The organism is Acinetobacter sp. 1566109, assembly GCF_000582255.1.
GTDB lineage: Bacteria > Pseudomonadota > Gammaproteobacteria > Pseudomonadales > Moraxellaceae > Acinetobacter > Acinetobacter nosocomialis.
Map to the genome: position 1 here is coordinate 20,864 of NZ_JEYB01000003.1, position 23,715 is coordinate 44,578.

24 protein-coding genes and 1 pseudogene are annotated in these 23,715 nt (G+C 40.5%); 10 read left to right on the forward strand and 15 right to left on the reverse strand.

The features are described 5' to 3' along the window. Positions 1-25 precede the first annotated feature (25 nt). Both J582_RS0104370 and J582_RS06955 read right to left on the reverse strand, forming a co-directional pair. Positions 26-1,322 (reverse strand): annotated as a pseudogene (locus J582_RS0104370) (acyl-CoA dehydrogenase family protein). A 118-nt stretch (positions 1,323-1,440) separates the two neighbouring features. Next, a complete protein-coding gene (locus tag J582_RS06955) occupies positions 1,441-2,259 on the reverse strand; it encodes a hypothetical protein (protein WP_032047578.1) in 819 nt (272 codons plus the stop codon). 654 nt (positions 2,260-2,913) lie between these two features. Between J582_RS06955 and J582_RS06960 the strand changes: the two genes are divergently transcribed. From J582_RS06960 to J582_RS06980, 5 genes are all read left to right on the forward strand, one after another. Continuing rightward, the gene (locus J582_RS06960; protein ID WP_004709299.1) at positions 2,914-4,359 is read left to right on the forward strand and encodes a cytochrome ubiquinol oxidase subunit I; all 1,446 of its coding nucleotides are present in this window, start codon (positions 2,914-2,916) and stop codon (positions 4,357-4,359) included. Beyond that, positions 4,352-5,356: a cytochrome d ubiquinol oxidase subunit II gene (cydB, locus tag J582_RS06965; protein WP_032047579.1), complete on the forward strand. Its 1,005-nt coding sequence runs from the start codon at positions 4,352-4,354 to the stop codon at positions 5,354-5,356. The genes J582_RS06960 and cydB overlap by 8 nt, the downstream gene beginning before the upstream one ends. Positions 5,357-5,370: 14 nt before the next feature. Further along, complete coding sequence (locus J582_RS25780) at positions 5,371-5,505, forward strand: hypothetical protein (protein ID WP_000749814.1); 135 nt, start codon at positions 5,371-5,373, stop codon at positions 5,503-5,505. 100 nt (positions 5,506-5,605) lie between these two features. Further along, positions 5,606-7,024, forward strand: coding sequence for a PLP-dependent aminotransferase family protein (locus J582_RS06975; protein WP_032047580.1), 1,419 nt, complete (start codon positions 5,606-5,608; stop codon positions 7,022-7,024). Between the two features lie 100 nt (positions 7,025-7,124). Beyond that, positions 7,125-8,042 (forward strand): LysR family transcriptional regulator, encoded by a 918-nt coding sequence (locus J582_RS06980; RefSeq protein ID WP_032047581.1) that lies wholly within the window; start codon positions 7,125-7,127, stop codon positions 8,040-8,042. A gap of 54 nt (positions 8,043-8,096) precedes the next feature. Here J582_RS06980 and madM read toward each other — a convergent pair whose 3' ends face one another. Genes madM through mdcA form a run of 9 tightly spaced genes read right to left on the reverse strand, consistent with a single transcriptional unit; the run spans position 8,097 to position 15,439 of the window. Further along, positions 8,097-8,858: a malonate transporter subunit MadM gene (gene madM, locus J582_RS06985; RefSeq protein WP_002114328.1), complete on the reverse strand. Its 762-nt coding sequence runs from the start codon at positions 8,856-8,858 to the stop codon at positions 8,097-8,099. 44 nt (positions 8,859-8,902) lie between these two features. Further along, on the reverse strand, positions 8,903-9,304 hold the full coding sequence (madL, locus tag J582_RS06990) for a malonate transporter subunit MadL (RefSeq protein WP_000587899.1): 402 nt from the start codon (positions 9,302-9,304) through the stop codon (positions 8,903-8,905). 54 nt (positions 9,305-9,358) lie between these two features. Then, positions 9,359-10,294: a malonate decarboxylase subunit epsilon gene (gene mdcH / locus J582_RS06995; RefSeq protein ID WP_032047582.1), complete on the reverse strand. Its 936-nt coding sequence runs from the start codon at positions 10,292-10,294 to the stop codon at positions 9,359-9,361. A 12-nt stretch (positions 10,295-10,306) separates the two neighbouring features. After that, a complete protein-coding gene (locus J582_RS07000; RefSeq protein WP_080746802.1) occupies positions 10,307-10,915 on the reverse strand; it encodes a malonate decarboxylase holo-ACP synthase in 609 nt (202 codons plus the stop codon). Continuing rightward, the gene (gene mdcE, locus J582_RS07005) at positions 10,906-11,733 is read right to left on the reverse strand and encodes a biotin-independent malonate decarboxylase subunit gamma (RefSeq protein WP_032047584.1); all 828 of its coding nucleotides are present in this window, start codon (positions 11,731-11,733) and stop codon (positions 10,906-10,908) included. Before mdcE ends, J582_RS07000 begins: the two co-directional genes overlap by 10 nt. After that, positions 11,730-12,581 carry a biotin-independent malonate decarboxylase subunit beta gene (locus J582_RS07010; RefSeq protein ID WP_032047585.1) on the reverse strand — a complete coding sequence of 284 codons (852 nt, stop codon included), beginning with the start codon at positions 12,579-12,581 and terminating at the stop codon, positions 11,730-11,732. The genes mdcE and J582_RS07010 overlap by 4 nt, the downstream gene beginning before the upstream one ends. Next, positions 12,574-12,873 (reverse strand): malonate decarboxylase subunit delta, encoded by a 300-nt coding sequence (locus J582_RS07015; protein ID WP_032047587.1) that lies wholly within the window; start codon positions 12,871-12,873, stop codon positions 12,574-12,576. Before J582_RS07015 ends, J582_RS07010 begins: the two co-directional genes overlap by 8 nt. A 2-nt stretch (positions 12,874-12,875) precedes the next feature. Further along, positions 12,876-13,760, reverse strand: a complete 885-nt coding sequence (locus J582_RS07020; protein WP_032047588.1) for a triphosphoribosyl-dephospho-CoA synthase — start codon at positions 13,758-13,760, stop codon at positions 12,876-12,878. Further along, positions 13,760-15,439 (reverse strand): malonate decarboxylase subunit alpha, encoded by a 1,680-nt coding sequence (gene mdcA / locus J582_RS07025; protein ID WP_032047589.1) that lies wholly within the window; start codon positions 15,437-15,439, stop codon positions 13,760-13,762. Before mdcA ends, J582_RS07020 begins: the two co-directional genes overlap by 1 nt. A 403-nt stretch (positions 15,440-15,842) precedes the next feature. Between mdcA and J582_RS07030 the strand changes: the two genes are divergently transcribed. Next, positions 15,843-17,030 (forward strand): MFS transporter, encoded by a 1,188-nt coding sequence (locus tag J582_RS07030; RefSeq protein WP_032047590.1) that lies wholly within the window; start codon positions 15,843-15,845, stop codon positions 17,028-17,030. A 7-nt stretch (positions 17,031-17,037) separates the two neighbouring features. On the opposite strand, the gene J582_RS07035 is transcribed toward J582_RS07030, so the two are convergent. Both J582_RS07035 and J582_RS07040 read right to left on the reverse strand, forming a co-directional pair. After that, on the reverse strand, positions 17,038-17,631 hold the full coding sequence (locus J582_RS07035) for a GNAT family N-acetyltransferase (protein WP_032047591.1): 594 nt from the start codon (positions 17,629-17,631) through the stop codon (positions 17,038-17,040). 42 nt (positions 17,632-17,673) lie between these two features. Further along, entirely contained in the window at positions 17,674-18,309 is a 636-nt protein-coding gene (locus J582_RS07040; RefSeq protein WP_032047592.1) for an FMN-binding negative transcriptional regulator, read from the reverse strand. 115 nt (positions 18,310-18,424) lie between these two features. Here J582_RS07040 and J582_RS07045 point away from each other — a divergent pair, with 115 nt between their 5' ends. After that, a complete protein-coding gene (locus tag J582_RS07045; RefSeq protein WP_032047594.1) occupies positions 18,425-19,915 on the forward strand; it encodes a PLP-dependent aminotransferase family protein in 1,491 nt (496 codons plus the stop codon). Between the two features lie 7 nt (positions 19,916-19,922). On the opposite strand, the gene J582_RS07050 is transcribed toward J582_RS07045, so the two are convergent. Then, a complete protein-coding gene (locus tag J582_RS07050; RefSeq protein WP_032047595.1) occupies positions 19,923-20,612 on the reverse strand; it encodes an LrgB family protein in 690 nt (229 codons plus the stop codon). Positions 20,613-20,625: 13 nt separating this feature from the next. Beyond that, positions 20,626-21,057, reverse strand: coding sequence for a CidA/LrgA family protein (locus tag J582_RS07055; protein WP_032047596.1), 432 nt, complete (start codon positions 21,055-21,057; stop codon positions 20,626-20,628). Positions 21,058-21,167: 110 nt separating this feature from the next. Here J582_RS07055 and J582_RS07060 point away from each other — a divergent pair, with 110 nt between their 5' ends. From J582_RS07060 to yghU, 3 genes are all read left to right on the forward strand, one after another. Continuing rightward, positions 21,168-22,073, forward strand: a complete 906-nt coding sequence (locus tag J582_RS07060) for a LysR family transcriptional regulator (protein ID WP_032047597.1) — start codon at positions 21,168-21,170, stop codon at positions 22,071-22,073. Between the two features lie 120 nt (positions 22,074-22,193). Continuing rightward, positions 22,194-22,820 (forward strand): glutathione transferase, encoded by a 627-nt coding sequence (gene yfcF, locus J582_RS07065; RefSeq protein WP_032047598.1) that lies wholly within the window; start codon positions 22,194-22,196, stop codon positions 22,818-22,820. A gap of 33 nt (positions 22,821-22,853) precedes the next feature. Further along, entirely contained in the window at positions 22,854-23,714 is an 861-nt protein-coding gene (gene yghU, locus J582_RS07070; protein WP_032047600.1) for a glutathione-dependent disulfide-bond oxidoreductase, read from the forward strand. Position 23,715: the final 1 nt, after the last annotated feature.

Here is a 23,715-nt window from a genome sequence, read left to right on the forward strand (position 1 = left end):
GCAGCTTAATATCTAAAACTATAATTTATTGTTTAGCAACATTCCCTATTCGCCATTGATACGGTGGTAATGTACCGTTTACACTAAAATCACCGACAATTCGGTTTTTAAATACTCTCGGGTTATGTGAAGATAAAGTTCGTACATTACGCCAGTATCGATCTAGGCCTAAATCTTTGTCTGTTGCGGAAGCACCTAAAGCGTCAAATAAAATCGTAGAAGCATTTAAAATCAAATCGGTAATAACCGTTTGAGACTGTGCACTTTCAAGCTCGGCAAGTGCATTTTGCTCTTCTTCAAGCTGCTCATTGTTTTGAAATGCAGCCAAGTAAGCACGCTGTAAGCTTTGCGCGACTTTTTCAACAATCGCCCCTGCACTATAAGCCGCGCTACGAATTTGTCCTACGACTTGTAAAATTTGTGGATCCTGTTTTACAAATTGGGCATTTGCATGCGTGTAGTTTCGGGTACGTTTCGCCACAGCTTGAGAAACATCATAGGTTGCAGCACGCCCTAGACCTGTAATGATTGCCAGCTGGACCAGTTGATAGTAAGCCGCTGAATATTTAAAACGGTCATCGTCAGGTAAAATTTCAGTTTCATCCACCAATACATCATGGAAATATGCTGTACCACTCGCGGTAAGTTGCTGACCAAAGCCATTCCAGTCATCAACAATTTCAACACCTTCATCTTCACGGCGAACAACCACCGAGCCAGACTCACCCTTTAAATCTGTTACACCAACGTCAACCCAGTCTGCATATAGGCTCCCTGTGGTGTAGTATTTTTTACCTTTAACGCGAATTTTTCCTTCACTGTCTCGATATAAGTGCGTTTCAAACTGATCGATTGACTCTTTCCCTCCTTCAGACCATGCACTACCGACTGTTTCCCCCATTTGCAATTCGGCTAAGCCAACGCTGTTGAAACGCTTTGTCTTTACTTACCAAGACATCTTCAGTGAAACCAAAGTGCACACGTAAAGCTTGCGGTAAGTTTGAGTCGGCCTCTGCAAGTTCAATAAGTAATGCAAATAATTCAGGAATGGTTGCATCAAAGCCCCCATGGGCTTTGGGAAGTCGTAAACGCGTAAAACCAATATCTTTGAGCCACTGGAGTTGTTCATATGGCAAAATATGCTGCTGCTCACGGATTAAAGCTCCTTCTTTAATACGGGCAAACGTCGGTCTGAAGTTACTTGCCAATTCATCATACCGTTCAGAAGGTCCTTCACCCCATACCCGCGAAATGATTGAAGCCTGACTCAGTGCAGCGTGAGTTAATGAACCGAGATGATGCTCAAAATTTAAATTTGTCATGTAAGTAAAACCAATATTGCTTTGCTTTTACCATAAAATATTTATTTCACATGAAAACGATTATTTTTTTATAACAGTATTCAATCTTGATATAACACCAATTAAAAGCATGACAGCCCTAAGCGATCTCTTTCTTGGTAAGACTATGCTGACTTTGCAATAAGGTTTGCATATATTCTGAATAGACAGATAACTTTTCAAAAATATGTTCTGAATAAAACATATCATCGATTAAGTGCGTCATTTGACTAGTAGTAAAGGTATCGCACAAACCGACCAGGGCTGCATTCATTTGCGCAAAATGAGCACATAACTGTACATATGCTTCATCTTTATTTTTAAATAACAATTTACGCATATCTAGCTGATCTAAGCCTTTTAGACCCTCATGTTTTACGACTTTCACCCAAAAAATTTTTATTTTTAAGAACTGTTCAAGTTCTTTTAATGCGTCTAAATCAAGCTCTAAATGAGTGATCAAAAAAATTGTAGAGATATCACTTCGACAAAATGCTTTGATTAATTTTAAATAAATAAAGTCAGCTTCTCCCATCTCTATTAATTCTAAATCAAGATATATTTTTAGGCTTTCTAAAACTTCATCTATCTTAAATACGACCTTCTTGTCTGCTTGATAGTATTTATTCAGAATAGTAAGCACAGGTGGTGTTGCTGGTGTTGTATAAATAGCAGCCTTGTTTAAGTTCGCGAAAATAAATGGCGAGAATAGATAAGCCAGACTACTTTGCTGTGGCTCAATATGAGACTGAATTAAATACACGATTTGAGTTTTAGAAAAATCCCTGAGTACTTTCGCTCTAAGTAGGGTTGCTTCAAGATTCACATAAGACTGTTCCAACTGATCTACTACCGAAGTGGAAATAGACTGATTTTTAATAATTTTATGAATGATATTCAGTTGAGACGTGATAAACATTTTTTAACATCCAAGCTATTTTAGAAGCGCTACACTTACACTTAGGTCTTTAAGAAACACGCAGCAACCGGACCCTACGCAAAACAACAATGGAAATAGAAAAGAAGAACATAATCATGTGCTTAAATAAAATCTAAAGCAGCGTTCACATTGAGTCTTGAAAGTTGGTTTAGGTCGACGGTAAATCCTGTTCATTTTTATTCTGAACTTTAGAGGACTGAATATATAGCTACAGATGATTGAAAAAAAACTATAGCACACCTTCGAAACCATACTGAACTGTTATAGTTTTATAAAAAATTTCTGTATCTACATATACAAATAGAGCGAGTGCATGATTAAGAAAACTTCTTAAGGTAGGTAGTTTTCATGAGACGATCTATTGCATATCGCCAGATATTTCATCAATGTTTCAATGCAACATGCATTTTTACAAATGCAACATCAAGCATAAACTTTGCTAACAGATTGAAAACAATCAATCGCCCTATTCTATTGAAATATCAAGCAATTATATTGCTTTACCCTGTTGGCATTTTACTTGCTAAGAATATTTATCACAGCAGTAAGTTTAATCGCCAGAGTACTTTTTTGCCTGAAAATAAGTATTTAACTCATTCAATCATCATCAGCTAGTTCACAGGGGGAAAGTTTATGAGCCTCGGTCTAACCGCTCTAGAATTAGCGCGAATACAATTTGCTTTTACAGTATCCTTCCATATTATTTTTCCAGCCACATCCATCGGACTTGCCTGCTTTTTGGCAGTTTTAGAGTGGAAATGGTTAAGAACGCAAAACCCAATTTATAAAGATCTATTTAAATACTGGATTAAGATCTTTGCTGTTGCGTTTGGTATGGGAGTGGTTTCCGGTGTCGTAATGAGCTATCAGTTTGGTACCAACTGGAGTGAATTTTCACGAGTAGCCGGAAGTATTACTGGTCCTTTACTTACCTATGAAGTGTTAAGTGCCTTCTTCTTAGAAGCAGGTTTCTTAGGCATTATGCTGTTTGGCTGGGGCCGTGTTGGTCCTAGAGCCCATTTCTTTGCAACGCTTATGGTTGCCATCGGAACATGTATTTCGATGTTCTGGATTTTATCGTCCAATAGCTGGATGCAAACACCGCAAGGTTTTGCCATCGAAAATGGCATTATTGTGCCAAAAGACTGGCTAGCTATTGTCTTCAACCCGTCCTTCCCTTACCGCTTTGCACATATGGGTGCTGCTGCCTTCTTGGTTTCATCTTTATTGGTGGTGGGAACATCTGCTTGGCACTTGGTAAAAGGTCGTCGTGATGAATTGGTTAAAAAATCATTCTCGATGGGTTTATGGATGGTACTGGTGACTTCTTGTTTACAAGTAGTAATTGGCGATAACCATGGTTTAAATACTCGTGAGCATCAACCTGCCAAACTTGCTGCGATGGAAGGTCACTGGGAAACCAATCATAACGAGCCTATGCCGCTACTGTTATTTGCCATTCCAGATATGAAAGAAGAACGAAATCACTTTGAAGTGGGTGTTCCATATTTGGGTAGTTTAATTTTGACTCACAGTTTAGATGGGCAAGTGACTGGCTTAAAAGAATTCGCACCTGAAGATCGTCCAAACTCGACGATTATTTTCTGGAGTTTCCGAGTCATGGTAGGTCTTGGCGTCCTTATGGTCACCTTATCACTCATTGCTCTTTGGCTGCGTAAAAGTGGAAAACTTTATGAAACATCATGGTTTCATAAATTTGCTGTAGTAATGGGGCCAGCAGGTTATGTGGCAATGCTGGCTGGGTGGATTACTACCGAAGTAGGCCGTCAACCTTGGGTGGTATACGGCATTATGCGAACCAAAGATGGTTTATCGCATACTGTTTCGGCAGATCAGGTGGGTCTAAGTCTCTTTATTTTTGTGGTGGTTTACACCATCGTTTTTGGTAGTGGTATCTACTACACCTTAAAACTCATTAATAAAGGCCCTGTATTTATTGACACACCAAATATGGAAACAGGTGGCGTAGGTCACTTCAAAACACCGATGCGTCCACTTAGTGCGGTCGATGAAAATATTGACAGCAAACAAAACTCTGGGGAGAACCGTCATGATTGATCTTTCTTTAATATGGGTCGGTATTATCGGTTTAGGTGTCATGATTTATGTGGTCATGGATGGCTTTGACTTAGGAATCGGGATTATGTTTCCCTTCATTAAGAATAGCCAAGAACGTGACGTGATGATGAATACCGTTGCTCCTGTCTGGGATGGCAATGAAACCTGGATGGTACTTGGGGGTGCTGGCTTGTATGCAGCCTTCCCACTGGTCTATTCAACGGTTTTATCTGCGCTCTACCTGCCTATTATTTTCATGGTGATTGCCTTGATTTTCCGTGGAGTTGCTTTTGAATTCCGTTTTAAAGCTCATCGAACCAAACATCTTTGGGACCTAGCTTTTATTTGGGGTTCGGTTTTAACAAGCTTCCTCCAAGGGATTATTTTAGGTGCCTATATTCAAGGCATTAAAACCGAAAACGGTATTTTTGCCGGTGGTCCTTTTGACTGGCTTACTGCATTCTCCATTTTCACAGGTATTGGTGTAGTTGCGATGTATGCCACTTTAGGCTGTGGTTGGCTCATTTTGAAAACTGAAAAAGGCTTGCAGCAACGTATGTATGAGCTTATGCCAAAGTTAATTATTGCGCTGCTCATTATCTTTGGTGCCGTTAGCTTATATACACCTTTAACACACCCTGAAATTGCAGATCGCTGGTTCTCTTTACCAAATCTGTTCTATTTTAGTCCTGTGCCTATTTTGGTCTTATTGTTTGTTGGCCTGATTTTATCCGCTTGTAAAAAGCAGCAGGACCACAAACCATTTATATATACCTTGGCATTGGTCTTCCTTGCCTTTACTGGTTTTGTAATTAGCTTATGGCCAAATATCATTCCACCATCAGTTACGATTTGGCAGGCGGCAGCGCCTCATTCCAGCCAAATGTTTGCTTTAGTGGGTGCACTTATTCTGATTCCAATCATTATTACTTATACGGTTGTGTCTTACTGGGTATTCCGTGACAAAGTTCGTGTAGGTGATGAAGGTTATCATTAAGGTCTGGGGGTGTTATGAAAAAGTCGTCAGTTAAACTCAGTCAAACCCAATGGTTTATTCTGTTATGGCTTGGTGGTTTTTTAGCCTTAGCTGTGATTGCAGGTTTGTTTAAAGTGATATTGATTTATGCTGCCCCTTACTTAAAGTAAAAACCCATCTTTATAAACAAATGCCGTTTGTAGATTCTACAAGCGGCATTTATTATGGGTTCAGTGCATCTTTTATTTTATTCTTTCGTGCAGCTCATACATGTATAAATCAGAACAACTCGCGCATAGCATTCGCCAACTTATTGAAAGTGGTACTTTAAGTGCACATGAGAAATTACCTTCATTAAGAGATCAGGTCCAACGTTCTGGTTTTAGTTTAATGACTGTGATGAATGCTTACCAAGAACTTGAATCACAAGGTTTAATCTATTCAAAAGAAAAATCGGGATATTTTGTTGCGGAGCAAATTGTACTTAAACCACTGGAACAATATTCGGTCGTTTCGCTCAATTCTAAAATTGAAATTAATTCCTTAGTTTTTAAATATCTTAAGTCAATTCAACATGAGTCTGTTGTGCCTTTTGGGTCAGCTTTTCCTGATAGTCAACTTTTAGCTGCTCCCAAACTTATTCAAATTATGGGGCAACTTGCACGGCAAAGGCAAAGCTATGACCAGACAGCAAGCCTACCTCCCGGTAATTTAGCGTTAAGAAAACTAATTGCTCAGCGCTACTGTATGCAAGGCATACAGACCGATCCAGATGACATTGTCATTACATCAGGAGGATTAGATGCGCTCAATCTTTCTTTACAAGCAGTAGCCAAACCGGGCGACTATATTTTATTGCAACAAACCGTGTTTTACGGTGCTTGGCAGGCTGCTGAACGTTTAGGACTTAAGGTCATTACCATTCCCGAACATCCTCAATATGGTTTTGACTTAGAAGCTTTTGAGCAAGTTATTCAAACATATCCTATCAAGGTGTGTTGGCTCATGCTGAATACCCATAACCCGATTGGATTTACGGTCAGTGATGAGATTAAATATAAAATTGCCAAACTACTTCATGAACATCAGATTTACTTAATTGAAGATGATGTGTATGAAGAGCTTTATTATGGCGGGCATAAACCACTTTCGATGAAGTACTTTGACCAACAAAATCTGGTACTGCACTGCTCTTCATTTTCTAAAACTTTAGGGGCAGGCTTTCGAGTCGGTTGGGTCTATGCGGGTAAATTTTCGGACCATATCCAACATTTGCAGCTCATGAGTACTATTTCAGTAAATGCACTCATTCAAAATGCACTGGTTGAATTCTTATCTCATCATCATTATGAAAAGCATTTGCGCACCCTTAGACTTTCACTTGAACGTTATAAAAAGCAGTTTTACCACTATTTGAAGCAACATCTGCCCGCAACCTGCGAGATTTATTATTACCCAAGCGGTTATTTTCTATGGGTTAAATTGCCTCATAAACTCGATAGCATGCAAATTTATGAGGAACTCATCCAACAAGACATTGGCGTTGCGCCAAGCCCACTCTTTAGTGTTTTACCCGCACAGCAGCATTATTTAAGAATCAATTGTTCTTTTGAGTGGAACGAAAAAATTCAAGCTGCTTTAGATCAAGTCATCAAAACTATTCAACAAAAAGTTGAAGCAAGTTTATAAAGATATGGTTCGACCTAAGCACAATTTTATAGACTTTATTTTGTGGTAACTTTATAGCTCAAATCTATAGTTTTAAGGGAAACAGGCTCAAGGAATTAAGATGGAAATAGATGAAGAACTGACCCTTAAAAAAATACAGATTTTTTTAGCTTTTATGCGCTGTGGTAATTTGTCTAAAACCGCGGCAGAAATGCAGCTCAGTAATGTCAGTGTTCATAAAGCACTACACTCTTTAGAAAGCGCTTTACGTTGCCCTCTTTTTAAAAATGAAGGCCGTAACCTCATTCCTTTAAAAAGTGCTTATGTATTTGAAGAGCGGGCGCAAAAAGTCGTACAAGACATTTTTATCACCGTAAATAAAACTAGAGAAGCTGCAGGCTTTGCAGCTAAGGTTTTACATTTAGGTTCCCTTTATTCTTTAACGGTAAACACAATTCCAAATGTAATTAGCGGTCTTAAACTCAGACGTAGTGAGCTTGATATTCAATTATTACTCAGTTCAAATCAGGATTTGGTGAAAAAGCTTAAAGCAACTGAACTTGATGCCATTATCGTGGCTTTAAATGAAACTACTCAAGATGATGACTTTGAAATTTTACCAATGTTTTCAGACGACATTTTTTTGGCCGTCAATAAAGATTCAAAATATGCTGAGTTTAAAGATATTGATTTAAGCCTTTTAAAAGAAGAAACTTTTTTAACTTTAACCAAGGGTTTTGCAACTCATAACGACAGTGACATTATTTTTAAAAAAGCTGGTTTTTCACCTAAAGTTGCTTTACAGGTCAATGATATTTTTACCCTCATTAGTATGGTCAGCTCAGGGGTAGGTTTTGCTCTATTACCCGGTCGTATTTCTGCCGTCTATGAAAGTTCGGTCAAACTTATTCCGCTAAAACAGCAATACCACATGCAACAAGAAATTGGTCTGGTCTTTTTAAAAAGTAAAGAGCGCGATCCAAACTTACTTGCTCTTATTGCTGAATGTCGTATGTTTGCCACTAATTTTGAAAGATAAATATCGGCAACTTATTAAAAAATAATGAGTTGCCGTTATAAGATTTTCAAGAAATTATCCAAAAATCGCATTAACCGTTAAGAAAAATACAGAAGGTCCAAGTAAGCAGCCTAGTCCTGTATAGAAGGTTGCAACTAAAGCGCCATAAGGTACCAATCGTACATCTGTACCTGCCAATCCAGCAGCCGTACCACTGGTTGTTCCTGCCAAGCCACCAAACACCATGGCAGAGCGTGGACTTTTTAGGTACATAAATTTAGCAAGTAGCGGCGTACCGACCATAAAGAAAACTGACTTGATTAAACCAATTGCAATAGAAAGTGCGATGACATCAGAACTTGCACCAATTGCAGTGCCTGTAATTGGACCCACAATATAAGTCATTGCGCCTGCACCGATCGTTGTCATAGAAATAGGATCTCGATAGCCCATAACCCATGCAACCATAACCCCAATTGCAAAAGGCACAACACAACCAAGCATTAATGCAATTAGACCAATTTTGCCTGCTTTCTTCACTTCTTTCACATCAACTTCAAATGCAGTTGAAGCAATAGCCAAATCACGAATCATGGCTCCGCCCAACAGCGCAAAACCAGAAAAAATAGCGATGTCAGAAACACCTTTGGTTCCTTGGGTATAAACCCCTGCAAAGTAAGCAACAACCAAACCTAAAGTAATCGCGATTGCAGAGCTTTGTAGTTTTCCCTTCGTCAAATATTTTGAGAGTAGATGGGAAACAAACATCATTAAACCCGTTACGGCAAGAGCAGTAACTAATGCATTTTTTGATAACACAGCAATTATAGCGTCCATCATTTAATTCCTTTTTGATTGAACTTTTTGTAGTTTATATTTGCTTAGGCTATTTTTTCCTTACTTTCTAACGTCCATTCATAAGTTTCATAGTCGCCACTAATTCTATTTAAATAACGGATGACTAAAACCGTGCCAATTAACGATGCAATAGAGACAATTAGCCCTAACATGCCACCTGATAAAGCTGCAACGACATTTTGACCTGCCGACATCGCAACAACGATTGGAATATACATACCAGACCAATATAAAACGCCAAATTGTGTGACTTGAGGTAAGTAACCTTTTCTTGCCAACAATTCTTTAGACAAAATTAAGAGAATCATTGAAATAGCAACGCCACCGACATTTGCTTTAACACCTAATAGCATGCCTAAGGTGTTACCAAGATAGTCGCCTAATAAATGGCAGATCGCTAATATTGCTGTTCCATAAATAATCATTGTAAATCCCTCATATCCTTGGGTTATTACTCAGTTTTTTAATCTGTATTGTGGCTAAGAACCACTATCGGCATTTTGATTGCGCATTGCCATCTGAATGCTGTCTAGACGTGTTCCCTGAAATGACAATACAGTTCCTTCTTTAAATATTCGACGTGCAAGTGTAGTAAGCACCGTTCCCGGCAAAGCTTCAATCTGCAACCTTACACCTCGCTCCCATGCAGCTTGGATGGTACTTTCCCAATCTACAGTTCGACTCATGTTAAAAGCTAAGTCATCTCTAATCTGTTCTGGCCTGCTAAGTGTACGAGCCGTTGAACCACTTAAATATCGAATTTTAGGTTGATTTAAAGTGACTCCCTCCATAGATGCTGCAAGTTGCTTTGCTTGCTGACTTAATAATTCACAGTGCGATGGCACCGATACATCTAATTTTTTTGCCACCACCCCTTGTTGCTTTGCCAAAATAGCAACTTGGTCCATGGCTTCAAAACTTCCTGAAATAACGATCTGGTTATGTGCATTAATATTTGCGACAAACACCTCTGGCGTTATTTCATAAACTTGTTTCACCCATACTTCTACTGCTGAACGATCTGCACCAATCAAGGCGGTCATACCATAGCCAGTTGGATAAGCGTTTTGCATAAGTTCACCGCGATAGGCAACCAAACGAACGGCATCTTCATAGGCTAAAACTCCTGCTACAACCGCCGCTGACCATGCACCAATTGATAAACCTGCAACATAATCTGGTGTTAAGTTTTCCGCACTTAATAGTGCAGAACTCACCACACCGGAAATAAGCAAACACAGCTGTACTGCACGCGTTGACTGTAATGCTGCCGAACTGTCCAACATCAAGACTTCTTCTTTAAGTGCATCCGACGCACGCTCAAGGTATTCTTTGACCAGAGCGGTTTGAGGTAAATCGTGCAACATATTACTTCGTTGCACACCTTGTCCCGGATATACCCAAATTGAAGCCATGATATCTATTCCCTAACTCCATGGGTTTTCTACTAAAACAGCACCATCAGGACGTTTCAATAGAACTTTTCCGCTATTTCTCGCCCATTCTTTTAACGCCAAACCACCTTGTGGAAGTTGAAGCTGTATATCCACATTGAGCCCGGCTTGGTGAAAATTTTCGAGTAGCTCAATCGCCTGCCTTTTAGCAAAAGGTTGTTCAGCTCGAATCAACAGATCTATGTCACTTTGAGGGGTAACTGTTTCAATGCCCGTTGCCAGTTCAAACCCAAAACTTCCTGTATATCCCCAACATCCTGAAAAATTTTTCATAATGCTAGAAATGCTCTGTAAACGTTCTGCCAAGTGTTTAAAGTGACTTGGATTTACTTCAGCTAGTGCTTCAGGTTTAAGTTGTCTGCTAATTAGAGATCTTGGCATTTGCGCTGCATAACGTTGATAGCGAAATTGTCCTCTTATACCCACAGCCACCTGATCTTCAGGAGTAATTTCCCGTCGAACTACAACGGGATCACCGCGTAGTAACACCTCTTTCGCCCAAAGCGGAGCATCATCGGCCAAGCAATTGACCGTTATACCCCATAGTAAATCATGGGCTTCGAGCTTAAGTTTCATGACCATTGCTCACGCAATAATTCACGGACCCTTTTAGACATTTGACGGTTTTGGCCGTAAAGTCTTTGTTCCAGTCCTTTAGATTGATCAGCATTAATTTCTTTAAACGTTTGAGCAATCACCTGCTTTGCTAACAAAAGATCATCATTTGTCGGTTGTTCAGGGTTTTCAACAGATAACAGTTCAGATAACAAACCAAGCGTGGCATAACTTTCAATGTCATAAGCCATTGGTGGAATGCTTGATGCCAATTGCTCTAACTCATCAACTGATCGTAAGGTAACGCGTGCAGCAGATTCTTTACCCATTGCATGCACCATAACACCTGAATCTTTTAAGGCAATAATACGATTGGCTTGGTATCCATGCGCCAAGAAAGCACCAGACATCGACTTACCAATTAATAAACTCACAATTGGATGACCTGCCAATCTGGCTCTAGCATAGCTATCTACTGCACCCGCTAAAGCTTGATGAATACCTAATAATTCTTCGCGGCGCCCATAGGCCTGACTTGGGACATCAACCAGACATAAAATACCGCGTTTAGTTTCAGCCTTTGCATCGGCTTGAATCACGTCATCAACTGCTTTTGCCAAGCTCCAGCCTTCCAAGAGTCCAACTTCCCCTTGTCTTGCCCGTGGGAACAGATTATTGGTATCTTGCACAACGGTAATCACGCGCACCGCTTGCTGATCGATCTGACCATCAGCTACCCAAACAGAAGCTGGAAAACCTTCAGCTGTCTTAAAACCCTGCGTAAGTGCTTTAAACCAATGTGCACCACGAGTAGATGCTTTTAATGTATCAACGGCGATATTCATGCTTGCTCTCCTTGATACAAAGCTTGAACTTGTGCTGGGGTAATCTGCTCAGCAGTATCAACTTGTTGTAGCTTTTCTAAATAGAATGAGTAATTTGAACTACGGTGCTGCTGAGGCACACCTTGAGTTAAATAATCGATAACTTGCTGACGAATTTTCTGGCGATCATCATCTACATAAGCATCTACCAAACCACTCGCGAAACGCTGATTACCACCCGTAATACTCCATATAAATGGACGATCTTTGGCGTTATATTCTTGTACACCAGCTTCTTGTTCTATCACTTGGGGACCATTTAAGCCTAAACGTCCTTCTTGTGTCATTACAATATAGCTACATAGTCCAGCCGCAATTGACATTCCGCCGAAGCACCCTACACTACCTGCAACTACTGCAATCACAGGTTGATACTGACGTAAGTTCACTATTGCAGCCTGAATTTCAGCAATTGCAGCCAAACCCAGATTTGCTTCTTGTAAGCGAACGCCGCCTGTCTCTAACAATAAAATTGCCGCTGTTGGAATGCCTTTCAGATTGTCTTCAACCGCAAGTTCTAAGGCACCCGCAATTTTGGCACCGCCCACCTCGCCTAAACTTCCACCTTGAAATAAGCCTTCAATAGAAATTAAAACTACTGGGCGTTCTTGAATAGTTCCCTTTGCAATCACTACACCATCATCGGCTTGTGAGACAATATTTTGCTGAATCAACCAAGGCGACATAACACGGGCAAATGGGTCGAGTAACTCTCGAAAAGTCCCTTCATCTAATAATGCTTTGGCACGCTCTCTTGCGCTGAGTTCAATAAAATCTTGTTTATTTAACAAGCTTTGAATATCAGTCATGGGCAATCACCTCTAATGCTTGTTCTAGACGTAAACGAACGACACCGGGAGTTGCACCAAAGTCATGAATATCAATATTGACCGCTGGCGGTATTTGCGCAGTAAAAATTCGTTCAAAAAGATTGTGCCAACGTGCTGCACTGCCATCTACCGAAGTCACCACGTGAATAGAAGCTTTTCCTGTTTCACCAGGTTCCATCAAAATTTCTAAATCACCCGAGCCAACACATCCTACTAGTGCTTTTTTTACAGGTGGCTCTGTGGCCACAAATTCAAAATGAAGTGTTTCCATAATCAAAATCCCTTTTTATTTTTCACAGATGACTGCTCAGCACGATCTATAAACAAGGTTGCTGCCAACAAATCTGCGGCACCACCAGCAGAAGCCTTCATCCTAAGCAGATCAATCTCTAAAAGATGTAAAGCACGTCGACCTTCCAAGCTTGAGCTGCCGCCCAAATCCAGTACTTGCTGAGCACCTTGTTGCATACGCTTTAAGCCATTTGTTCCAGATCGATAAAGCACGCAGGTATCGGTTAGATCAGTCATCATCCCAAGTAAGGCATCTAAGCGAGCGAACTCTTCTTTCATTGGTTTACTACGACTTTGATGAAGTTGCTTTAAGCCAAAATTTACGATGGTTGGAAAACCTTGTTGCGCCTGTTCTTTGGCACCTAAGATGCCTAATTTCTTTTGTACTTGCTGTCCATGACTCAAGGCCTGCTTTGGAATAAAACGATCTTCAAGCTGAGCAATCTGACCTGCTAACTGGCATAGTTCAACAGCTGATAAATATTTTTGTTTCGCACGCGCCAATGCCGCCGCCGTAACCATTAAACCCAAGGCCCAAATTGCACCGCGGTGTGTGTTAACACCATTTGTTGCCAACATCATGGTTTTTTCACCTTGACGGCCAATTTCACCAATGTCTTCACGCAAGGCTAAACAGACTTTTCCATGATGCTTTGCAGCTTGGGCCATCGCTTCAAACATGGGTCCTAAACTTTTCGCAGAACGCTCCATTAATTCCAAAGTCAGGTCATTGTGTGCACCACTGCCACGGCGATCTACCAAGGCTGGTTTAGGCGTCAGATTAACTTCATCAATTAAAGCCTCGACCGCCATATCTGCTAAAAGCTGACTATCGCTAAGTGTTTGATATTGAACTTGTGCCATCATTACCAACTCCTGAATTTTGCAGGTGGTTGATATAAACCATCTGACCATGTCACCAAGTCGGCAATATTTTTTGCGGCTAAAAGCTCACGTGTTGCATCGGTGCGGCGAATACCTAAATCTTCAGGGAATACCACCAAGCCTTCGCTTCTTAAACGTGCTGTTGTTTTAGGGTCCTGAGTTAAACCAATACTAGTCACGCCTGCCACCGCAGCAATCATGGCTTGCCGCTCTTCTTGGCTGCTTGCTTTATATAGATAAGCAATGCCTTCTTCGGTGAGTAAATGGGTCACATCATCACCATAAATCATGATCGGTGCTAAAGGCAGGCCTGCTGTTTTAGCCACATCAATTGCATCGAGACGATCCACAAAAGTTGGCTTGCCACCCTCTTGGAAGGTTTCCACCATTTGTACAACGAGTTTTTTACCACGTGCCAAATAAGTTTCTGTTTCATTAGCACCTTGCAAACGCATATCTAGCCATGCTGGCGTATCGTGACGACGGCCACGTGGATCATGCCCCATGTTTGGTGCACCGCCGAAACCAGCTAAACGGCCTTTGGTAACAGTCGAAGAATGGCCCATGCCATCGACTTGCAAAGTTGCGCCAATAAATAGATCAACGGCGTACTGACCTGCAAGCTGACACATCATGCGATTGGAACGTAGCGCACCATCACGACCTGTAAAGAAAACGTCGGGACGAGCAGCAACATATTTTTCCATACCGAGTTCGGTACCAAAGCAATGCACGCTTTCTACCCAACCTGTTTCAATGGCTGGAATCAAGGTTGGATGCGGATTTAGTGTCCAATTTCGGCAAATTTTTCCTTTTAAACCTAAAGACTCACCATAGGTGGGTAAAATCAGCTCAATTGCCGCAGTGTTAAAACCAATGCCATGATTTAACGATTGCACATTATGCTTTTCATAAATTCCACGAATTGCCATCATGGCCATAAGCACATGCACTGGCTTGATATGTTTCGGGTCACGGGTAAACAAGGGTTCGATATAAAATGGCTGATCTGCAACCACTACATAATCCACCCAAGAAGCAGGAATATCGACACGTGGTAACTCTGTTACGTCATCAACCAGTTCATTCACCTGAACAATCACAATACCGTCACTAAAAGCGGCAGGTTCAATAAGTGCTGGAGAGTCTTCGGTACTTGGGCCTGTATAGATATTGCCTTGGCGGTCTGCCATAAAACCCGCCGAGAGCACGACATTTGGAATGAGGTCAACCACCAAACGCGAATACAATTCAATATAAGTGTGGATAGCCCCGATCTCTAACAGTCCATCTTCAATTAACTGGCTAATACGTAAACTTTGTGGGCCAGCAAAAGAAAAATCGAGCTTACGCGCAATGCCTTTTTCAAACAGATCGAGATGTTCCGAACGTCCCACACTTGGCATGATCATATGTAAATCATGCAAAATATCTGGGTTGGTTTGTGCCAAAGAACGCGATAAAAAATCTGCCTGCTTTTGGTTATTTCCTTCGAGTACAACTTTGTCACCCGGTGTAATCAGGGTTTCTAAAACTTTAATAATGTCTTGAGTTGGAATAACTACACCATCGGTATATTGGTTTGCCATCTCTAGTTTTAGTTGTTTGGCATGACGCCGCTTTGTCCATAACCGTTCTTTATTCTGAACTGATCCTTCCATGTACTTACCTATAGATCGCAGTTTTGTTCTGAATCTATAAAAACGCTTTATGAACTTCCGATCAATCAACCTACATGAGTTGTTATTAACTTCAGGTTAACGATTAAATGTAAATTGACTAAAATGATCTGAAAGAATAAATCCAATAAACGTCGTGTATATCAATGCTTATTTAGAAAAAACGATGCTCAAATGTTTTGTGTCAAATTATCAGATGATAGAATATCAACCCTGATTATTCAGCTACAATTACTTGATAAGAAATAGTTTATGAAAAAGAAATATTGTTATGCCTGCCGCCAGAAACACCTCAACATTTTCAAGCTGAGCTATTGATACTTGCTTACTATATAAAAACTCAGCACCCATACTCATCGATTAACACATATAATTAAAGGCTCTCATGCTTCAAAACACCATGCACCGCCAAGTATTAATTTTGGCGAGTTCCCAATCACTTTTTCAAACTGTTTCTGTCATGGTCATGACCATTGGTGGCTTGGCTGGGGCCAATATCTCAAATACCCCTACACTTGCAACCCTACCCATCGCATCTATGTTTTTGGGTACGGCTTTAATGATGTTCCCTGCTTCAATGTTGATGGCACGTATAGGGCGGCGTAACGGTTTTCTATTCGGTGCTTTTTTAGGTGTGCTCGGCGGCATTATTGCATCAATCGGTATTTTTTATAGTTCACTCATACTTCTTGCCTTAGGCACACTATGTGTTGGCGCATATCAATCCTTCGCTCAGTTTTATCGTTTTGCTGCCAGTGAAGTTGCAGATGATGCATTCCGTTCGCGTGCTATTTCTTGGGTGATGGCAGGTGGAATTGTTGCAGCATTGATTGGCCCGACTTTGGCGCGCTTTGGTGGGCCCTTATTCCAACATGTGGAATATGTCGGTTCATTTTTAATTATTAGTATCATTTCACTTGTGGCAATGGGCATTTTATCTAGCCTACATATTGCCGATACAGTTGAACAAAAGTCTGACTTTACTGCTGGTCGCCCATGGCATCAGATTGTCTTTCAACCCACTTATTTGGTTGCTCTGTTTGGTGCAATCACAGGTTATGGCATTATGATTTTAGGTATGACTGCTACACCCATTGCTATGCGACATTCACAGCATGAACTAGGCACGATTACGACAGTCATTCAATTGCATGTACTTGGTATGTTCCTACCTTCATTCTTTACTGGAAACTTAATTGCTCGCTTTGGTGTGCTTAAAATCATGTTTGCAGGTCTTTTATTATTTGCCTGCTATATCGGATTTGCTCTCTCAGGTATTCAGTTCACATCTTTTGCTATTTCTTTAATTTTATTAGGCGTGGGATGGAACTTTTTATTTATTGGCAGTACTTCTTTACTCACAGGAACTTATTCTGCGATTGAAAAAGCCAAGGCCCAAGCCATTAACGACATGACCGTTTTTGTTGTCGGTTTGATTTGTTCGTTTAGTGCAGGTGCTTTACTGGATTTATTTGGCTGGAAAGCAATGAACATAGCGTTAATACCATGGTTGATGATTGCCGCAGCTTCTCTCTTTTGGCTAAGCCAAAAAAGAGAAAAGCAGTTTGTTTAAATCTTTTCTATCGAGGTTTATTCAACATCCATTCCAGATTTTGGCGAACCGCAGGCCACTCATGTTTTAAAATGCTATAAACATGAGTGTCCCGTAAAATATCATCTTTCACAATTTGATGGCTTCTTAGCACACCATCGAGCTTTGCACCTAAGCGTACAATCGCGGCTTGACTTTGAACATTTAAAGAAGATGTGCGTAACTCAACCGCAATACAGTTTAAAGTCTCAAATGCATGAGCCAACAATAGCTTTTTACATTCAGTATTGACAGGTGTACGCTGTACAGATTTTCGGTACCACGTCGAACCAATTTCGACACGGCGATGCGCTTCTTCAATATGCATTAAAGTTGTCATGCCCAGCGCTCGTCCCGTTTTTCGGTCTTCAATATAAAATGGCAACATAGAACCAGATTTTTTTAAACCAAGACGTCTTTCAATTTCAGCAGTCATCTGTTCAGGTCTTGGCACACGGGTATACCAAAGATTATAGAGTTCCCCATCGCAAACGGCCTCTTTGAGCGCTTCAGCTTGAGTGACATCTAGCGGCTTTAAAATAACGTGCTCACCCACTAATTCAACAGGTGTAGTCAAAGACATCTTTATCTCCTCCATTAATATTAAGCTTTTATATTTTCAAAATTATTTATTTAACTCAGCCACACTGTACATGGCATTCGCTATAGTTTGATGACCAGATTTTGATAGGCCATCTGCCGCACCTAAAATGTCTCGACGTTCTTTGTTTTGCCCCAATTTTAATTGGCCTTGCAGCTTAGTAATTTCAATTTCTATTCCCACAATCGCCTTTAACATCGGTTCAAGATAGTCCTTTGGTGCATCTGACATTTTCCAGGGTTCAGGTTGAGAAGCTTCATGGCTACGGGTTAAACGAGCCACCACACCGCGAACATAACGTTCATCATCGTGAACTGTTACTTTGCCATGAGCATGCACAACCCTATAATTCCACGTCGGCACTTGTCTGTGCTGTTCATGTTTGGATGGGTACCAGTTTGGTGAAATATAAGCATCACCGGCTTGGAACACGACCAACACCTCATCTCCATTTTTAATGTTATGCCAGACAGGATTCACTCGAGACACATGCGCATGTAGAGCGCCAAACTTCCCTTCATTTTTCTGAAGTTCAAAAGGAAGATGATTTGCATCTAATCCATTGCTTCCATGAGTAAAAAGCACACCAAACGGATATTCTGTAATAAGAGAATGCAAAACATCCAAACGGTTTTCTGCATAATCATCGGGGATATACATGGCTCAAAACCTCACTGTAAATCTCAGGGTTATTTATATTTTGTGTTGTAAATTTTCTGGTTTATGTGGTTTATTAAAAAGAACCACTTTGTATTTTTTTAAGTAGACCAGAATTATGGCAAGAATGGCAAAAGTTGTTGAACTTCCGTCTATTGCAAAGATTAATAAAAGCCAAGGAAAGATAAGTGCTCAACTGACCCAAGCCTTGCGTGAAGCTGTACAAAGTGGTGATTTACAACCCGGCGACCCTTTACCATCTTCGCGTGAGCTGGCTCAAACACTTGAAGTCGCTCGCGGAACCGTTATTGAAGCGTATGATCAACTTCTCGCTGAAGGTGTTTTTTCTTCACAAGCCCGAACTGGCACTTATGTATCTCATGCTTTAACTAAAAAAACTGTATTGGAATCTTCCCAGAAAGAAACAATTTCTAGCTCAATCCCTTTAACCAAATCAGCTCTTTGTTATGCCGAGGTACTCAAAGAGTTTAAACCCCTTCCTCATGCCCCTTTTGCAGTGTCTGTTCCGATTGCTCGTACTCAACCGAGTGATATTTGGCGTAAGTTTGGTAATAAATTTAGATCTCGGGGTGCTGGTGCTCCATCAGGTTATGGTGAACCTCAAGGGGTATTATCATTAAGAATCGCTATAGCAGATTATGTACGTCGATCCCGCTCTGTACACTGTGAACCTGAACAAATCGTGATTACACCAGGCATTCAACAGGCACTTTATATTTGCAGCCAGATTTTATTTGAAGCGAAAGATGAAGTCTGGATAGAAGATCCGGCTTATCGTGGTACCACAGCCATTTTTGAACATGCCGTAAAAAATATCCGTACGGTACGTGTTCCTGTCGATGAAGAAGGTATTCAAGTTGAAACTGGGATTAAACTTTCAAAACATGCGCGTGCTGCTTTTGTGACACCATCTCACCAATATCCACTTGGCATGCCAATGAGTCTAGCAAGACGCACGGCTTTATTGGCTTGGGCAAAACAGCAAAATGCATGGATCATTGAAGATGACTATGACAGTGAACTTCGTTATAACGGCCAGCCCTTTCCATCTTTACAAGGTATGGCACCCAACCAGGTCATTTATCTTGGCACTTTCAGCAAAGTTCTATTTCCATCGCTTAGGCTTGGCTATGCCGTATTGCCTAAAGAACTGGTGGCACCTTTTTGTGGGCTGAGAGTATTAATTGATAGACACCCACCTGCTGCTGACCAACACGTTTTAGCTGCTTTTATTCAAGAAGGCTATTTAGAACGACATATTCGACGTACTCGACATGTTTATGCGGAAGTTCGGCAATACATTATTGGCTTGATTGAAAAACATATACCTCAAGAACTGGCTTGGTTACAGCCGGGTGATCAAGGCATGCATATGGTGTTATGGCTTGCTCATCATATTAATGATATTGACGTTGCAAGCTCGGCAGTCGATGCAGGTATTGCCGTTAAAGCAATTTCACCAACATTTTCAAAAGAGCAGCAACGTCCGGGTTTAATTGTCGGCTTAGGTGATTTTGAACCCGAACAGATGCAACAAGCCATTAAAAAACTATCAAAAATTATTCAACAACATGACAAACCGTCTTAATCCAAGCTTACAACATTAACCATAGATGAATCGCAAATGGCCCAATCAGCACCATTAAAATACCGGCGATGACCATAGTTAAACTGGCAATTACACCTTCTTCGCTATTACGCTGCTGAGCTCTAACTGTACCAAAACCATGAGCTGCATTACCAAAGGCAGCTCCATTTGCTACATTAGAACGGATTTTAGTAATCGCTAAAATCGCATCGCCGCAAATCATACCAACCAAACCGGTAATAACGGTAAATAGTGAAACCAATGCTGCCGAACCATGAATATCTTCCGCTAGAATCATGGCAAATGGTGTTGAAATAGAACGTGCCATCAAACTGTTGGTCACTTCAGGGCTAAAATGGAACCACTGTGCCATTTCATAGGCAGACATCACACCTACACTCATGCCGACAATAATCGCAATCGAAAGGACCCCAAGGTTTTTACGAATCGTTTCCCGATAGCGATAAATCGGTACAGCAAAAGCAACCGTTGCTGGTCCTAACAAATTAACAATCCACTGTGTATCTTCTGCATAAGTTTGATATGAAATTCCAAAAATCGTCATCAAAATAATGGTGAGTACAGGCACACTAATTGCGGGTGATAACCAAAGTTTCGGATTTCTCTGATAGATTCGCTTTGCCACAACATAGGCGGCCAAAGTCCAGATGAGACAAAGAATTGACCAAATATTCATGTCGTTTTGCTCTTTAGATATGCTTATGATGAAGACGTTTTCGAGCTTGTAAATAAGCTTTTAAACGATTGTAATAGTGAATAGTCAGCGAAGTACTTAGCATGACTAAAATAGTACCAATGGCAATACTCAAGACAATTTGCCATCCTTCGGTCATAAACAGCGTTTTATACTGGACGACAGCAACGACTACAGGGACAAAGAACAGTAATAGCTCACCTAAAACCACAGTTGCTCCGATTGCCACCTGATCCATTTTGATAATTTTAAAGAACAGACATAAAAGCAATAAAAACATACCTAAAATACCCGCCGAGACAGGGACGCCGAGTTTTTGATGTAAGAGATATCCGATCCACCAAAATCCAGCCAAAAAGAGAATTTGTTTAACTAATACGAACAGTGATGGTTGTAAGGGTGTTCCAGAAGCAGATTCAGTACTCATTTTTCGAAATTAAATGGTTAACTACATCATTATGCTATCTTGCTTAAAGCTGCTAAATATGAATTATTCATGTTAATATTATTCCAAAATGGAATAATCTATTCTTTATTATGCTTTCTCTAAAATCATTACAGTGCTTCGTTACACTGGTAAAAACTAAAAGTTTTACTCGCACTGCTGAAGAGTTGTATCTGACTCAGCCCACCATTAGTAAAATATTACAACAACTCGAAGAGCAGCTTCAGGTACAACTTTTGGTCAAACCCGATCATGGACGGAAAAGACAAATTGAATTAACTGAAATTGGAGAGCGTATTTATCAACATGCGGTCGAACTTCTTCAGGCAGAGCAAAACATCTTTCTTGAAATAGAAAACTATCAACAATTAAAAACAGGTACTTTAAAACTTGGCGTTCCACCTTTAGGTTCCCAGCTCCTAACAACAGCCCTGTTTGACTTTCATCGCCAATGGCCAGCTATTGAATTAGCTTTTATGGAAGTAGGTTCACGCGGTATTGAACAAGCTTTACTCAATAACGAGCTAGACGTGGGCGTTTTATTACAGCCTTTTGATGAACAAACTTTTAATAGCATCGAGTTATGTAACTACCCTTTAATGGTACTTTTACGTCGTGATGCAACTTGGGCAACCCGCAAAAAAATAAATCTAGAAGAATTACAACACCAATCATTTTTAATGTTTCCTGAAAATTTTTCTTTGAACAGTATTATTCTCGATGCTTGTAAGCAGCATGGTTTTTATCCAACTATTGCTTGCCGTACCAGCCAATGGCATCTTTTGGCAGACATGGTGTTACAACGTATGGGGATTGCGCTTCTCCCTCAATATTATACCGACATGCTTGACCCTACTTTATTTGCAGCAGTACCACTTGAAAAACCAAATATTCAGTGGCACTTAGTCATGGCTTGGAAAAAAAATCTTCCTGTCTCACCAGCGGTACAAGCGTGGCTGAACATTGTTCGTGAGCATTTCCAGCACGTTAAGCCTTAACGTTGAATATTAAAATGGCTTAATTCAAAAACCAATAAAGCTTTTCCACAAAAAAGCTACCCAATCTTGGCTTAGCTCACTTAGACTAGATCCGATTGTTTTATGACATGGACAATAACAATGAATAATGAACATTTTAAGCTGTACACAGATTCACAATTTCTAAGCCCCTACGCGTTTACAGTTTTTGTAGGGCTACATGAAAAACAAATTCCATTTGAAATAGCGGCCATCAACTTAGGCCAGCAAGGCCAATTTGAAAAATCTTATGTAGCAAAGTCATTAACTGCCAAAGTGCCTGTACTTGAGCACAATGATTTTGCCTTATCAGAATCTTCTGCCATTTTGGAATATCTTGAAGAGCTTTATCCAAACACATCTATTTATCCAAAAGATATTCAAGCACGCGCAAGAGCAAGACAAATTCAGGCATGGCTCCGATCAGACTTAGTTGCACTAAGAACTGAACGACCAACCGATGTTATTTTTATTCAGCCCACCTCCACTCCACTTTCAGAAGAAGGCAAAAAAGCTGCGGAAAAACTTTTCTTTGTTGCAGAAAAACTTCTTGCGTCTGATGCCGAATTTCTTTTTGGTTCATGGAGCATTGTGGATGCTGAACTTGCCCTGATGTTGCAACGCCTTATTCAAAATGGTGATGCTGTACCAGAACGTTTAAAAAACTATGCATTACAGCAATGGCAACGTCCGACCGTACAAAAATGGCTTGCCTTGCGACATAAATAAATCCTTATATTTACACCAAACATGAGATAAAAAATGAGCGATTCAAACTATATTCCTCCACAAGTTTGGCAATGGACTGGAGAGAAAACCGATTTAAACCAACCTACCTCAGGTGCGCGTTACGAGCACACACTTCCAGTAGGGAAACATCCGCTCCAGCTCTATTCTTTAGCAACGCCTAATGGTCAAAAAGTCACTATTTTGCTAGAAGAGCTTTTAGCATTAGGTCATCAAGATGCGGAATATGATGCATGGCTGATTAAAATTGGTGAAGGACAGCAATTTGGCAGTGGCTTTGTCGAAATTAATCCAAACTCTAAAATTCCGGCATTGGTTGACCATAGCCAAAACCCACCATTAAGAGTGTTTGAATCTGGCTCAATTTTGCTTTACTTGGCTGAAAAATTTAAAGCGTTTATTCCAACTGATATTGCTGCACGTACTGAATGTCTTAATTGGTTATTCTGGCAAATGGGCAGCGCGCCTTACCTAGGTGGTGGTTTTGGGCATTTTTATGCCTACGCCCCTGTTAAAATTGAATATGCAATTAACCGCTTTGCCTTGGAAACGAAACGTTTACTTGATGTGTTAGATCAGCATCTAGCAAAGCATGAATATTTGGCTGGATCTGAATATAGCATCGCTGATATTGCGGCGTTCCCTTGGTATGGCGGTCTTGTTAAAAACTGGGTGTATAACGGCGCGGAGTTTTTAGGGGTCGATCAATATAAAAATGTTCAACGTTGGGCAGATGCGATTTTAGCGCGCCCAGCGGTTCAACGCGGTCGTATGGTCAACCGTACTTTTGGTGATTTAGCTACGCAGTTGCATGAACGCCATGATGCGAGTGATTTTGAGACCAAGACTCAAGATAAATTGCAGAACCAGTCTTAAA

Coding starts and splice junctions, on each gene's coding strand:
- J582_RS06955 (WP_032047578.1), bottom strand. CDS start 2,259: ATGTTTATCACGTCTCAACTGAATATCATTCATAAAATTATTAAAAAT.
- J582_RS06960 (WP_004709299.1), top strand. CDS start 2,914: ATGAGCCTCGGTCTAACCGCTCTAGAATTAGCGCGAATACAATTTGCT.
- cydB (WP_032047579.1), top strand. CDS start 4,352: ATGATTGATCTTTCTTTAATATGGGTCGGTATTATCGGTTTAGGTGTC.
- J582_RS25780 (WP_000749814.1), top strand. CDS start 5,371: ATGAAAAAGTCGTCAGTTAAACTCAGTCAAACCCAATGGTTTATTCTG.
- J582_RS06975 (WP_032047580.1), top strand. CDS start 5,606: ATGTATAAATCAGAACAACTCGCGCATAGCATTCGCCAACTTATTGAA.
- J582_RS06980 (WP_032047581.1), top strand. CDS start 7,125: ATGGAAATAGATGAAGAACTGACCCTTAAAAAAATACAGATTTTTTTA.
- madM (WP_002114328.1), bottom strand. CDS start 8,858: ATGGACGCTATAATTGCTGTGTTATCAAAAAATGCATTAGTTACTGCT.
- madL (WP_000587899.1), bottom strand. CDS start 9,304: ATGATTATTTATGGAACAGCAATATTAGCGATCTGCCATTTATTAGGC.
- mdcH (WP_032047582.1), bottom strand. CDS start 10,294: ATGGCTTCAATTTGGGTATATCCGGGACAAGGTGTGCAACGAAGTAAT.
- J582_RS07000 (WP_080746802.1), bottom strand. CDS start 10,915: ATGGTCATGAAACTTAAGCTCGAAGCCCATGATTTACTATGGGGTATA.
- mdcE (WP_032047584.1), bottom strand. CDS start 11,733: ATGAATATCGCCGTTGATACATTAAAAGCATCTACTCGTGGTGCACAT.
- J582_RS07010 (WP_032047585.1), bottom strand. CDS start 12,581: ATGACTGATATTCAAAGCTTGTTAAATAAACAAGATTTTATTGAACTC.
- J582_RS07015 (WP_032047587.1), bottom strand. CDS start 12,873: ATGGAAACACTTCATTTTGAATTTGTGGCCACAGAGCCACCTGTAAAA.
- J582_RS07020 (WP_032047588.1), bottom strand. CDS start 13,760: ATGATGGCACAAGTTCAATATCAAACACTTAGCGATAGTCAGCTTTTA.
- mdcA (WP_032047589.1), bottom strand. CDS start 15,439: ATGGAAGGATCAGTTCAGAATAAAGAACGGTTATGGACAAAGCGGCGT.
- J582_RS07030 (WP_032047590.1), top strand. CDS start 15,843: ATGCTTCAAAACACCATGCACCGCCAAGTATTAATTTTGGCGAGTTCC.
- J582_RS07035 (WP_032047591.1), bottom strand. CDS start 17,631: ATGTCTTTGACTACACCTGTTGAATTAGTGGGTGAGCACGTTATTTTA.
- J582_RS07040 (WP_032047592.1), bottom strand. CDS start 18,309: ATGTATATCCCCGATGATTATGCAGAAAACCGTTTGGATGTTTTGCAT.
- J582_RS07045 (WP_032047594.1), top strand. CDS start 18,425: ATGGCAAGAATGGCAAAAGTTGTTGAACTTCCGTCTATTGCAAAGATT.
- J582_RS07050 (WP_032047595.1), bottom strand. CDS start 20,612: ATGAATATTTGGTCAATTCTTTGTCTCATCTGGACTTTGGCCGCCTAT.
- J582_RS07055 (WP_032047596.1), bottom strand. CDS start 21,057: ATGAGTACTGAATCTGCTTCTGGAACACCCTTACAACCATCACTGTTC.
- J582_RS07060 (WP_032047597.1), top strand. CDS start 21,168: ATGCTTTCTCTAAAATCATTACAGTGCTTCGTTACACTGGTAAAAACT.
- yfcF (WP_032047598.1), top strand. CDS start 22,194: ATGAATAATGAACATTTTAAGCTGTACACAGATTCACAATTTCTAAGC.
- yghU (WP_032047600.1), top strand. CDS start 22,854: ATGAGCGATTCAAACTATATTCCTCCACAAGTTTGGCAATGGACTGGA.